General features: G+C 40.8%; 10 protein-coding genes and 1 other annotated feature. Of the genes, 1 reads left to right on the forward strand and 9 read right to left on the reverse strand.

The features are described from left to right. Positions 1 to 5: 5 nt before the first annotated feature. The 7 genes from E2L03_RS04435 to E2L03_RS04465 all read right to left on the reverse strand — a co-directional run bounded on the left by E2L03_RS04435 (position 6) and on the right by E2L03_RS04465 (position 7679). Positions 6 to 731 (reverse strand): pseudouridine synthase, encoded by a 726-nt coding sequence (locus tag E2L03_RS04435; protein ID WP_134258616.1) that lies wholly within the window; start codon positions 729 to 731, stop codon positions 6 to 8. A gap of 50 nt (positions 732 to 781) precedes the next feature. Beyond that, a complete protein-coding gene (gene rodA / locus E2L03_RS04440) occupies positions 782 to 1942 on the reverse strand; it encodes a rod shape-determining protein RodA (RefSeq protein WP_134258617.1) in 1161 nt (386 codons plus the stop codon). A gap of 20 nt (positions 1943 to 1962) precedes the next feature. Beyond that, positions 1963 to 3105, reverse strand: a complete 1143-nt coding sequence (gene ftsW / locus E2L03_RS04445; protein ID WP_055736194.1) for a putative lipid II flippase FtsW — start codon at positions 3103 to 3105, stop codon at positions 1963 to 1965. A gap of 178 nt (positions 3106 to 3283) precedes the next feature. Next, a complete protein-coding gene (locus E2L03_RS04450) occupies positions 3284 to 4897 on the reverse strand; it encodes a putative polysaccharide biosynthesis protein (RefSeq protein WP_134258618.1) in 1614 nt (537 codons plus the stop codon). A gap of 153 nt (positions 4898 to 5050) precedes the next feature. Beyond that, positions 5051 to 5920 (reverse strand): SMP-30/gluconolactonase/LRE family protein, encoded by an 870-nt coding sequence (locus E2L03_RS04455; protein ID WP_134258619.1) that lies wholly within the window; start codon positions 5918 to 5920, stop codon positions 5051 to 5053. Then, positions 5917 to 6318, reverse strand: a complete 402-nt coding sequence (locus E2L03_RS04460) for a secondary thiamine-phosphate synthase enzyme YjbQ (RefSeq protein ID WP_095150539.1) — start codon at positions 6316 to 6318, stop codon at positions 5917 to 5919. Before E2L03_RS04460 ends, E2L03_RS04455 begins: the two co-directional genes overlap by 4 nt. A gap of 179 nt (positions 6319 to 6497) precedes the next feature. Continuing rightward, positions 6498 to 7679, reverse strand: a complete 1182-nt coding sequence (locus E2L03_RS04465) for a M20 metallopeptidase family protein (protein WP_134258620.1) — start codon at positions 7677 to 7679, stop codon at positions 6498 to 6500. A 136-nt stretch (positions 7680 to 7815) separates the two neighbouring features. Between E2L03_RS04465 and E2L03_RS04470 the strand changes: the two genes are divergently transcribed. Further along, positions 7816 to 9078: a BaiN/RdsA family NAD(P)/FAD-dependent oxidoreductase gene (locus tag E2L03_RS04470; protein ID WP_038482075.1), complete on the forward strand. Its 1263-nt coding sequence runs from the start codon at positions 7816 to 7818 to the stop codon at positions 9076 to 9078. A 35-nt stretch (positions 9079 to 9113) separates the two neighbouring features. Here E2L03_RS04470 and leuS read toward each other — a convergent pair whose 3' ends face one another. Both leuS and E2L03_RS04480 read right to left on the reverse strand, forming a co-directional pair. Next, complete coding sequence (leuS, locus tag E2L03_RS04475) at positions 9114 to 11528, reverse strand: leucine--tRNA ligase (RefSeq protein WP_124742371.1); 2415 nt, start codon at positions 11526 to 11528, stop codon at positions 9114 to 9116. A 53-nt stretch (positions 11529 to 11581) separates the two neighbouring features. Then, positions 11582 to 11799 (reverse strand) — a binding site (T-box leader). A gap of 73 nt (positions 11800 to 11872) precedes the next feature. Beyond that, positions 11873 to 13072: an MDR family MFS transporter gene (locus E2L03_RS04480; protein WP_038482081.1), complete on the reverse strand. Its 1200-nt coding sequence runs from the start codon at positions 13070 to 13072 to the stop codon at positions 11873 to 11875. Positions 13073 to 13142: the final 70 nt, after the last annotated feature.

Genomic DNA, 13142 nt, shown 5'->3' on the forward strand with positions numbered 1-13142 from the left:
CATCCTTAATGGTCTTTTTTTTGGTTTCTCAGCGCTAATTCACGTTCTTCTATGGACATTTCTCGGTATTCACCACGAGAAAGTCCTTCGTCCAACCACAGTTCTCCAATACGCAATCGTTCAAGTTTCATTACTTGTTTCCCTACTGCTTCAAACATACGCTTTACTTGATGATACTTCCCTTCTGACACCTCTACTTGAACGAGGGAATGGTCACCTGCTTTTAAAATCTCTAAATGTGCTGGTTTTGTCTTATAGCCGTCTTTAAGCTCTAGCCCATTATGAAAAGCCTCTACATCTTCTTCAGTTACACAACCTCTTACTTCTGCCTGGTACAGTTTACCAACATGTTTTTTTGGAGCCATTAATTGATGTGAATACTGACCATCGTTTGTAAGCAACAACAGCCCTTCTGTATCAAGATCTAGACGCCCGATGGGGAAAAGCTCATAGTGACCATACTCGTGTGCTACTAAATCTACCACTGTTTGATGGATTCGATCTTCAGTTGCAGATATCACATCTTTTGGTTTGTTTAACATGATATATACAAACTCTCGGTAGTGAACCTCAACACCTTTTACTTGTATGAGATCACGTTCACCATTAACCTGTGTTTTTGGATCTTTTACTTTCACTTCATTAACAGTTACAATGCCTTGCTTTAAAAGCTTCTTCACTTCTGCTCTTGAGCCAAAACCTGCATTCGCCAACAGTTTATCAATTCGCATGCGTACACCCCTTTCTTCATGAAAAATAGCTGAAGGAGGTTCCCCTATCTTCAGCTATACGCTTCTTTACTTTTAAACATATATTCTCTCGTTCGGTAATGGACGTTCAGCACAATCCCTACCGCTAACATATTGGTTAATAAGGCACTACCACCATAACTAATAAACGGCAGTGCTAAGCCAGTAATAGGCATTAAACCAATGGTCATCGCAATGTTTTGAAACACTTGGAAGACTAGTAAGCCAATCACACCTGAAACAAGATACGTTCCAAACAAATTATTGCAAGTTAGCGCAATCATGATCATACGGTAAAAAAGCAAGAAATACACGATAAGTAAAACCATAGCTCCTAAAAAGCCAAACTCTTCTCCAATTACCGTAAAAATGAAATCAGTATGAATTTCAGGGATAACATCACTTTGGGTTTGAAGTCCTTCCATAAATCCACTTCCAAACAACTGCCCAGAACCAATTCCTAGAATCGCTTGGTTTAATTGATAGCCAATTCCGCTTGTATCATCGTCTGGCATAAGCCAACCGTAAATCCTCGCTAATTGATGGGGTTCAATTAAATATTCACTAAAAAATTCAAAATGTGCTTGATGTAAATACACCATTACTGCAAGAAATCCCACCCCTAGGCCAGCAAGAGTAAAAAGAATCCTCCAACGAATGCCTGACATTAAAACCATCGTTGCAATAACCGCAGCTATAACTAGAGCAGTTCCTAAGTCTGGTTGCTTAAGAATGAGTAAAAATGGTGGCAAACCAACTGCTAGCACTTTACCGAGAAGAATTAAATCTGCCTTCACACTAAAATCGTTACGTTCACTCGTTAACCGATAAAGTAAATGAGCCAAAGCAAGAATGAGAAAGATCTTCATAAACTCAGACGGCTGAATGCCAAAGATCCAGCGTTGCGCTCCATTTCGCTCAGTTCCAAAAAATTCGACTGCTAATAGCATCATCATTCCAAACCCGTAAAAAGGGATTGTCAAAAATTTAAAATGATCAAAGTCAACCAACATCACACCTGCGATCATAATGGCCCCAATTCCATACCATATGACTTGTCTCACGACAAAATACGTTGGGTCTTCATTAAAATACTGACCTGCACCACTATAAATAGCGAGTAGGCTAATACACATTAACAAAAAAACAAGGAACAAAAGCGTATAATCCAACCCATGTTGTTTTCGTTCCATCTTAAGCCTCCAAACTCCAATTAAGCACTTAGTGATTCTCCTTCATCCATTTGCTTTCGTTTTTGCCGTTCGTTGTTTTGATGAATATTAGCGAGAATAGCAACACTCATTAATGTCACGAGCAAGGAAGTTCCACCATAAGAAACAAGCGGAAGCGTAACCCCTGTAATAGGCAACATCCCTGAAACAGCACCAACGTTAAAAATAATTTGGATGGCTAGGGAAAAGACAATCCCAAATGCTAACAAGCTCCCAAAAGGATTTTTACATTTGGTTCCAATTGAGACACCACGAAATAGAATGATGCCATAGCACAGAAATACAATGGCAATGCCAAGAAAGCCTAATTCCTCAGAAATAATCGTTAAAATAAAATCCGTATGGCCTTCTGGAAGGTTTCGTAACTTCTGCATGCTCTCACCTAACCCCAGACCTGTAAAACCACCATTTGAAATCGCTAAGTACCCGTGAATAAGCTGAAATCCATCTCCATCTGGATTTGCAAAAGGATCTGCAAAAGAAACTAAACGCCTTAAACGATATGGTTCAAATATAGCTAAAGCTGCAAAAACCAGCCCACCTACCATGACTAAACCGATCAGATGGCGCCATTTCGCACCTGAAATGACAACTAACAATATGGCTGTCAGCATAATTGATGTAGCTGTACCGAGGTCTGGCTGTAACATAATCAATCCAAACATGACACCGACAATAATTAACGGTGGCATGACACCATTCACAAAATCATCAATATAGGCTTGCTTTCGTGAATACACATGCGCTAAGTAAATAATTAACCCTAATTTCACAAATTCAGATGGCTGTAATCCGACTGGACCAATTCGAATCCAACGACTAGAACCAACATCTTCTCCTAGTCCTATGAGCTTAACAAGGATTAATAACACAATGGACATAAAAATAATCAACGGTGTGATCTTCTGAAAATGCCGGTACTGAAAATGCATCAGTACAATGAATGCTACCGATGATAAACCTAGCCACATTCCTTGCCTAATGACATAGTAGTAGGGGTTTTCGAAGCGTAAATACCCCTCAACATAACTCGCGCTATATACCATCAGTAATCCAAATAGTGATAAAATAATCGTTGCACCAATTAAAAGCCAATCATTGTCTTTACGAAAGGAATAATTCATTCGTCCTCCTAATTGACTTGTTACGTACGATCAAGTCTCCTTACTCTCTCTTCAAACTGGCTTCATTATACCAAAGCTTGTCCGCAGGAAAAAGAGGCTTAACGATGAAACAAATGTCGAAAATCATCTACATTATGGGAAAGCTGTGAGAAAAAAGAGAGACACCTATACAGCGCCTCTACCTTAACTTAAATCGATCACCTAATACCTTCCCTGCTAAGTGAGAGCGAATGCTTAAATAAAAGTAAACCACGACACCTGCGCCAACGCTAATAAACAACGGTACTGCTACCCCTATTCGACTAACATCTCCAAGCCAAACCTTCATGCCTCCCCAAATTAATCCTACTGCCATCATCATCATTCCTGTAAAAATCGTAATAAGAATCGTCCTTCTAAAAATAATCGTATAATCAAAGTTCGCATGCCTTCCGATGGCATAAATATTAAGGGCTAAGGCTACACCAAATCCGATGTAGGTTGTCCAAATAGCACCATACGCACCAAACCATAAAATAAAGACATAGGTTAATCCTAATTTTAAAAGCAAGCCAATTACAAGGCTTAACACAGCATTTTTTTGGCGATTCATTCCTTGTAAGATAGAGCCCGTCACTGCATAAATCGCAAATAAAATGGTAACAGGTGCATAATAGCGCAACGTTTCCACACCAAGTACGAAGCTTTCGTTTGCACCAAATAAGAAATAGTAAATCGGCTCAGCTAACACAAACATCCCAAATGATGCTGGAATGGTAATAAATAAAATCACTTGATACGTTTGGGTAATATAGGTTTGTAGGATCGTATGATCACCAGAAACATAAGCTCTTGTTATTATAGGTACGAGCGTAATTGATAACGCTGTGGCAAGTGCCATTGGGATAAGTACAATCTTATGCGCCATACCAGTTAGCACTCCAATAAAGGGCTTCCCTAAGTGTCCTAATCCCGCTGCGGCCATTGCCCCATCAATCGTGTACACATCGATCATTTGAAAAAGTGGGATCGATAAGCCAACAAAGGATAGTGGAAGAGCATAAGAAATAAGCTCTTTATACATTTTCGGCAACGGTTGACGGGTCTCGGCTGGTTGCTTTGTTTCCGAAACTTTTTTTAAAATATACATTCGTTGCATTCGATAGTAATAGATTAATACAGCTAATCCACCAAAAGCGCCTACTAGTGCACCTAATGTAGCAAACCCAATTGCTAGAGGCATATTACCGCTTCCCAGATTCATAATGACAAAGGCGGCAGCTAAAATAAACACAATTCGAATAATCTGTTCGATTACTTGGGAGACAGATGTTGGCACCATCTGTTGAAATCCTTGCATATACCCTCTAATCAAAGACATAACAGGAATGACAAGTAATGCAAAGCTGACCATGCGAATGACGAACACTACATCATCAAATCCATACTGATCTCCAGCATTTGCTGTATAAACTATTGACGCTAATAAAGGGGCTCCTAAAAATAAAATCCAAAATGAAAGAAAGCCCATAAAGAGCATAAGTGGAATGCCCGATTTAAACAAACGATGGGCGGTATCGTAATCTCCTAATGCGTGATATTTTGATACAAATTTTGATAAAGCGACTGGTACGCCCATTGTCGCAAGTGCAATCATAATCCCATAAGGCATATAGCCAGCTTGATAAAGAGCAACCCCTTGTTCGCCTACTAACGGGAAAAAGGGAATAATATAAAGAAATCCTATAATTTTAGAAATGAGTGTTGCAAGGGTTAGTGCCTTTGTTCCTTGCATTAATTTTGACCCAGCCATGACTTCCCCCGTTCAAGCAAAAAAAAGACTTCTTTCGCATTTTAGCATAGTTTGTCATGGATTGCCTTAACTATCCAATCCGACAAAAAGAATTCACTTTTAAGGCATGAAAAACTCGCTTATTCCATGTGAATAAACGAGTAAATAGTTCCATTATAAACCATTCCTTTGCCCTTTATAAGAGATGGATGCCGTTCCTTTACAGTCTAGTTTTGCACAAAACAAACCTCCACTTTTCTCTTCTCCATCTTTTGAAGCGGTTGTGATAAAGAGGGTTTTGTAGTCTGCACCGCCAAACACACAGGAGGTCGTATTTGAAGCAGGGACAGTAATTCTTTCTGATACGTACCCTGTTTCAGGATCAACTCGAATTACAGCACCTGCTCCCCACAAGGCAATCCATAGCTTCCCTTCACTATCAATGGTCATCCCATCTGGCGCCCCACCGTATTCTTGGTAATCAATCGGTACAGTGCCAACTCTTGTTATCGTTCTCGTATCGTCTGGGTCGTAGCTAAAAATAGCCGTCTTACTCGTCACCGTTTCATTATGATAGAATAAATGCTTTTGCTCATCCCAAGCCATCCCATTAGAAATCGTTAAGTCAGAACGTTTTTCTTCAATCGCTTCATTCTCATCGAAAACAACTAATTTCCCGATTGTAGACTGTCCATCAAATGCCATTGTTCCCGCCCAAAGACGCCCACTTGGGTCACATTTTGCATCGTTAAACCGAACGGCTTCTTCATTCAGCCTCATATGAAGAGTCAGGCGATCTCGATAGTAACTGTAAAGCCCATCCCTCATCGCCAGTAATAAGCCACCCTGCTCTTTTTTTACAACAGCAGTGACATGCTGGGCAAAAGGCAATGTTTCAGTAGTGTCTTGTTTAGTGTCATAGGCATGTAATTTATAGCCTTCAATATCAACCCATAATAATCGCTGCTCTTGTTCATCCCAAAAAGGACCTTCTCCTAAAAGCGCTTTGCCGCTCCATACTCGTTTCGCTTCATTGATTTTCATGTTTGAACTCCTTTCACAACAAATGATCGATTGCGCCTTGGCCCATCGAACTCGCAGAAATAAATCCCTTGCCACGTTCCTAACACAAGTTTACCGCCTGATACGAGTATGGTTTGAGAAGAACCCACTGTTGACGTTTTTAAGTGCGCCGCTGTATTACCTTCCATATGTAGGTCTTTTTGATGCTCCCATGGGTACACTTCGTCAAGACGTCGTAAAAAATCAGTCACCACATCAGGATCAGCATTTTCATTTACAGTAATCCCTGCAGTTGTATGAAGGGATTGAACAATAACGTATCCTTCTTCTATTTCATTCTCTTGAATTACCTGTGTAACATGAGACGTAATATCAATCATAGCACTGTGTGTTTTCGTCTGAATCGTAAATGTCTTCAATGATTAGCCCCTCCTATTGCTGTTCTTCTACCCTTTTGGAAGTAAGTATAACCGTTACGTGTGTGGAATTTATAAAAAATGCACCTCTTCCCTGAAACGATTCTGGCAACCATAGTCACTTATTCTGACTTTGTATGATCCCAAAAACGTCTGGAAGCGGTGCACCTTGCCCTATCTATTTATTTTTCAATTAAATAATGATTTGTTAGTGCTAAGAACAAAGATGCAATATGGTTTAATGCATGCTCATCAAAATCAAAACGGGGGTGATGATGAGGGAATTGGGTGTAAGCCTCCTCTGTACGCGCCCCAACATGAAAGAAAGCACCTGGCTTTTCTGTTAAATAATACGCAAAATCCTCTCCTCCTAAAATAGGTGGAGCCATCATAGCACTATTTTCTCCTAAAACATCTGTTACAAGCTTACGAACGAGTTCGCTTTCCTGTTCACTATTAACAAGTGTCGGATAGCCATTTAGATAATCAATAGTTGTCGTAACGTGAGCACTTTGTTCTTTTCCCTTCACAATTGCTCGAAGCTCGTCTTCAACCTTTTGGCGAACCCCGGCATCAAACGTACGAACCGTTCCTTCAATTGTTGCTGTATCTGCAATGACATTAAAGGCTGTACCCGCTTGGAAAACGCCTACTGTGACAACTGCTGGAGCCATTGGATCAACTCTTCTACTCACAATTGTCTGCAAGTCGTTTACAAGCTGACTACCGACAACAATAGAATCGAGAGTCGTATGAGGTTGCGCCCCATGCCCACCTTTTCCTTGTAAATGTATACGAAATTTATCTACTGCTGCCATGACCGCTCCAGGGGTACAGCTTACTTTCCCAAGAGGTAAGTGACTAGATACATGCGCACCAAAGATAACATCCACATCGTCTAAACAGCCATCTGCAATCATTTCTTTCGCTCCACCAGGAGGAAGTTCTTCTGCATGTTGAAAAATAAGGACAATGGTACCCGCTAATTGTTCCACTTGCTCGCTCATAATCGCTGCAAAACCTAGTAATGCAGCCGTATGTCCATCGTGTCCACAAGCATGCATCTTTCCAGGTACTTTAGAGGCGTACGGCACATCGTTTTCCTCATCAATAGGAAGTGCATCAAAATCAGCGCGAAACGCAATTGTTTTTCCTGGTTTGGCTCCTTTCAAACGCGCAACAATTCCCCGTCCACCTACACCAGTCTTTATATCTGTAATACCTACTTTTCGTAACTGCTTTTCTATGTACAAGGGTGTTTCTACTTCTTCGAACGATAATTCCGGATTCTCGTGTAGATGTCTACGCCACATGACCATTTGCTCGTGGATGTGTTCTACTTTCTGTTCTGTTTCTAACGCCATATTTATCATCCTCTCTTCGTACTAACAGAAACGTTCGCTATTTTTCTTCTTTTTCCTGCAAGATTTTCATGCTTTTGTTTTGCAGTAGAATGTGTACAATAGAAAGAGATCGTTAAAATGTTAGGTGGAAAAATAGATGTACGAAGTTGTAATTATTGGTGGAGGACCTTCCGGCTTAATGGCAGCCGTTGCAGCTGCTGAAAATGGGGCGAAGGTGCTTTTACTTGATAAAGGCACGAAACTAGGAAGAAAGCTAGCTATATCAGGTGGAGGACGTTGTAATGTCACGAACCGAATGGAACGCAAGCAATTAATTGAACATATCCCTGGTAATGGACGATTTATGCATAGTCCTTTTTCTGTTTTTGATAACGAAAATATTATCACATTCTTTGAAGACCTAGGCATTCAATTAAAAGAAGAAGATCGTGGCCGTATGTTTCCTGTAAGTGATAAGGCACAAACGGTTGTTGATACATTATTAAATCGAATACGAGCATTAAACGTGGACATTCGCACAAATACGGAAGTAAAAGACATTCATTTTGGAAATGAACAACCGCATGTCGTTCTTTTAAAAGATGAAACGACGATTTCCACAAAAGCCATCATTATTGCTACTGGTGGAAAGTCCGTTCCTCACACAGGGAGCAATGGGAGCGGCTACCCATGGGCGAAAAAAGCAGGACATACAATCACTGAGCTTTACCCTACGGAAGTTCCCATTACGATTGATCAACCGTTCATTACCAATAAAGATTTACAAGGGTTGTCCCTACGAGAAATTGAACTAACGGTGACCGCACCAAACGGTAAGAAAATAAAAACCCATGAAGGGGATATGATTTTTACACATTTTGGTATTTCCGGCCCAGCTGCTTTACGTTGTAGCCAATATGTTGTAAAAGCATTAAAAAAGTTTCATGCACAGTGGATTCCAATGCACATTCAATTATTTCCTGGTTCTACCCATGAAGATCTTTTTCAACAGTTGGTGAAACTAGTCAAAGCCGAGCCAAAAAAAGCGTTAAAAACGGTTTTAAAAGGATTTGCTCCTGAACGTTTATTGACATTTCTATATAAAGACTTACACATTGACGAGCACGAAGTATGTGCCAATACATCTCACGAAACGTTGCGTAAGCTTGCCCAGACGTTAACAGCGTTTCCGTTAAAGGCAAATGGAACCCTCTCCATTGAAAAAGCATTTGTTACAGGTGGTGGCGTAAGCGTTAAAGAAATCGAGCCGAAAACGATGCAATCACGCAAAACAAAAGGGCTTTATTTTTGCGGTGAAGTTCTTGATATTCATGGTTATACAGGTGGATACAATATTACGTGTGCCTTTTCTACTGGCTACACTGCCGGTGCTGGGGCTGCGCTCCAAACGAAAGATTAAAAAACAGGATGCCGATTTGGCATCCTGTTTTTTTATTATCCGACAACAATGTTTACTAGCTTTCCAGGAACAGCAATAATTTTACGAATCGTTTTGTCTCCGATCGCTTCTTGCACTTTAGCGTCTGCTTTCGCAGCTGCCTCTAGTTCATCTTTTGTTGCAGTCTTCGCGACAATTAACTTTGCTTTCACTTTTCCATTAATCTGGACGACCACTTCAATCTCATTTTCAACTAGAAGTGACTCATCATACGTTGGCCATGCAGCGTAAGCGATAGATTCATCATACCCTAGCTTCTGCCAAATTTCTTCTGCGATATGAGGAGCAATCGGTGACAGTAATTTCACGAATCCTTCTGCCATTTCTTTCGGCAAAACCTCTTGCTTGTTTGCTTCGTTAACGAATACCATAAGCTGTGAAATGCCTGTGTTAAACCGAATTTCCGTAAAGTCCTCCGTTACCTTCTTCACTGTTTGATGATACGTTCGTGTAAGCACATCTGTTGCCTCTGCTTCTTGAACTTTTTCGTTTAACTGGCCTGTTTCTTCGTTTACAATTAGTCGCCACACACGCTCTAGGAAGCGTCTTGATCCATCAAGGCCATTTGTTGACCAAGCAACCGACGCATCAAGTGGTCCCATAAACATTTCATACAAACGAAGGGTATCAGCACCGTGACTGGCAAGAATATCGTCAGGATTAACAACGTTACCTTTTGATTTACTCATCTTCTCATTGTTGTCACCTAGAATCATGCCTTGATTAAACAGTTTCTGGAATGGCTCTTTCGTCGGCACCACACCGATATCATATAGAAATTTATGCCAAAAGCGAGCATAAAGGAGATGAAGGACTGCATGCTCCACACCACCGATATATATGTCAACTGGCAGCCACGACTTTGCTTTCTCTGGATCAACAAGCACGTCTTCATTAGTAGGGTCAATATAGCGTAAGTAATACCAGCAGCTACCTGCCCATTGCGGCATCGTATTTGTCTCACGACGACCTTTCATCCCTGTTTTTGGATCAGTTACCTCTAACCACTCTGTTGCATTGGCAAGCGGTGATTCTCCTGTACCGGATGGTTTGATTTCATCAAGTTCTGGCAACATGAGCGGTAGCTCACTTTCATCCACCGTTGACATTGATCCATCTTCCCAATGGATAACAGGAATCGGTTCACCCCAATAACGTTGTCTGCTAAAAAGCCAATCTCGTAAGCGATACGTAATTTTCTTCGTACCTGATCCTTTTTCTTCTAGCCAATCGATCATCTTCGCAATCCCATCGGCTTTATTTAGACCATTTAAGAAATCAGAGTTTACATGTTCTCCATCACCTGTGTACGCTTCTTTCGACACGTCTCCACCAGCAACCACTTCTTTAATCGGTAGATCAAACGTTGCCGCAAATTCATAATCACGCTCATCGTGACCAGGAACCGCCATAACAGCACCGGTACCATAGCTTATTAGAACGTAGTCTGCAATCCATACAGGAATTTCTTCTCCATTAACTGGATTAATCGCAAAAGCACCAGTGAATGCACCTGTCTTTTCTTTGGCTAAATCGGTACGTTCTAAATCACTCTTCAATGAGACTTGTTTCTTGTAGGCCTCTACTGCATCCTTTTGTTCATCCGTTGTAATCTGATCAACAAGTTTATGCTCCGGTGCAAGTACCATGTATGTTGCACCAAAAAGTGTATCAGGTCGCGTAGTAAACACACGCACTTCTTCGCCTTTAATCTTAAACGCTACTTCTGCACCTTCTGATTTTCCAATCCAGTTACGCTGCATATCTTTCAAACTTTCAGGCCAATCAAGTTCTTCTAAATCCTCAAGCAAGCGATCGGCATATTCCGTAATCCGAAGCACCCACTGCTTCATTGGACGTCGCTCGACTGGGTGCCCGCCACGTTCACTTACACCATCAACAATTTCTTCGTTTGCTAGAACTGTCCCAAGAGCAGGGCACCAGTTTACAGCAACTTCATCCACATAAGCGAGGCCTTTTTCATACAATTTAATAAAGATCCACTGGGTCCATTTATAGTAGTCTGCGTCTGTCGTGCTAATTTCCCGATCCCAATCATAGGAAAACCCAAGTTCTTGGATTTGTCGCTTAAAGGTTTCAATGTTTTCTTTTGTGAAAATCGCTGGGTGATTCCCTGTATCAAGTGCATATTGCTCTGCTGGCAAACCAAATGCGTCCCATCCCATTGGGTGTAAAACGTTATACCCTTGCATTCTTTTCATACGTGCCAAGATATCTGTTGCCGTGTATCCTTCTGGATGACCAACGTGCAAGCCTGACCCTGAAGGATATGGAAACATATCAAGTGCATAGAAGTTTGGTTTATTTGGGTCTTCTGTTGTTTTAAACGTTTTATGGTCGTGCCAAAACGTTCGCCATTTTTTTTCGATTTGTTGATGTGAAAATGACATTTGTCTTCCTCCTTTTTCAAAGTCGATAAAACACAAAAAGCCCCCATCCCTGTTAAAGGGACGAGAGCTCGTATATCCCGCGGTACCACCCAGTTTATTAAGCCCATTAGCTTAATCACCTTACACATAACGGTGTGTACCGTTAAGAACTACTTTATGTTCATTCTTAATCACTAAAAGGCGAGTTCGCTACGCTATCAGACTGACTTGCACCTACCGTCAGTTCTCTTCTTTCCAAGCGTTCGCTACTACTCCTTTATGACTGTGTTATCATTATCGATTATTATCGTCATTGTATGCAAAGTTATGCCCAATGTCAAGCAGGCATATACCTATTTTCCCTATTATGAAGCGGATTGCTCTACTTTCTCTTCTTTTTGTAAAGGTCGATCATATAACCGAACAAGTGGTAACGATAGCAATAAGAGTCCACTAATGATTAAAAATAAAAGTTCAATTGAATAAAAGTCAACGATTAAGCCGCCTAGAAGAGGACCAATCATTCTTCCACCTGTTGAAATACTGTTGACAATGCCTTGATAAGATCCTTCTCTCCCCTTTGGAGCAAGTTGATTGGCGATGGTTGGTACCGCTGGCCAAACAAACATTTCCCCAACCGTTAGGATCAACATCGCCACTAAGAACATGGAAAAGACACTTGCTTGTGTTAACACAATATACGATAAGGCAAAGATAATAATGCCTGCTGTCATTTGCCCTTTAATACTTAAATGGAATCGTCGAATAATAAAAGCAATAAGAGGTTGAGCAAAGACAATAAGTAAGCCATTTATTGTCCACAATACACTGTAAAGCGGGAGTCCAATGCCTAAATCTTGAATGTGAACCGACACGTTGGCTTGCCACTGTGTATACCCTAGCCAAGAAATAAAGAATGCTCCACAGATAATAATGAGTGCATGAAGACGGTATTGTTGTTTAAATGGAATTTTAGGAGAAATAGAGAGACTAGAGTCAGCGGTGCGACCAAGCTGTCCACTCCAATGCCGAAAGAAATAGACAATAAATCCAAGCATAAAGACATGCACTGCCGCATTAGCAATAAACACGTCTGTTAAACGAACAAGTGTAACAATTCCAATTAAAGCTGTCCCTATGGAGACGCCAACATTCTGTGCCACATAGATGGCGTTAAACGGCCTTCTACCTCCGTCAGGCCATAAACTTCCTGCTAATGCATACATAGCAGGCGCCATCATTCCAGAACCAAATCCCATACACGCTAAAAATAAGCCATATAGCGTATACGTTTCAAAAAAGAACGCTAGTAAAACAGAAGCACTTGCGGACGTCGAAGCCCCTATTAAAATCGTTCGATATGCACCTAATTTATCGAAAAGTCTTCCACCGATTAAACTGCCTAACACCCCGGCACCAGCATTAATCATTAAAACAATACCCGATGCCGTTAAGGTTTGTCCGAGCACTTGCGTCATAATAATAGCGTTTAAAGGCCATAAAAAAGATGCACCTGTAATATTAATTGCCGTTGCAATAATTAAAATCCATATGGATTTAGGCATAAACCTGCCTCCTTTAACGTTAAAAAACCCTCATTAGTTTAGAAGAAATCTGCATAATTAGCAATAGCAT

This window comes from Shouchella oshimensis, from assembly GCF_004375095.1.
Lineage (GTDB): Bacteria > Bacillota > Bacilli > Bacillales > Bacillaceae_D > Shouchella > Shouchella oshimensis.

Bases quoted from the DNA above. Each gene is read 5' to 3' on its own strand.
- E2L03_RS04450 (WP_134258618.1), bottom strand. From the start codon at position 4,897: ATGGCTGGGTCAAAATTAATGCAAGGAACAAAGGCACTAACCCTTGCA.
- E2L03_RS04435 (WP_134258616.1), bottom strand. From the start codon at position 731: ATGCGAATTGATAAACTGTTGGCGAATGCAGGTTTTGGCTCAAGAGCA.
- leuS (WP_124742371.1), bottom strand. From the start codon at position 11,528: ATGTCATTTTCACATCAACAAATCGAAAAAAAATGGCGAACGTTTTGG.
- E2L03_RS04465 (WP_134258620.1), bottom strand. From the start codon at position 7,679: ATGGCGTTAGAAACAGAACAGAAAGTAGAACACATCCACGAGCAAATG.
- E2L03_RS04480 (WP_038482081.1), bottom strand. From the start codon at position 13,072: ATGCCTAAATCCATATGGATTTTAATTATTGCAACGGCAATTAATATT.
- E2L03_RS04470 (WP_038482075.1), top strand. From the start codon at position 7,816: ATGTACGAAGTTGTAATTATTGGTGGAGGACCTTCCGGCTTAATGGCA.
- E2L03_RS04455 (WP_134258619.1), bottom strand. From the start codon at position 5,920: ATGAAAATCAATGAAGCGAAACGAGTATGGAGCGGCAAAGCGCTTTTA.
- ftsW (WP_055736194.1), bottom strand. From the start codon at position 3,105: ATGAATTATTCCTTTCGTAAAGACAATGATTGGCTTTTAATTGGTGCA.
- rodA (WP_134258617.1), bottom strand. From the start codon at position 1,942: ATGGAACGAAAACAACATGGGTTGGATTATACGCTTTTGTTCCTTGTT.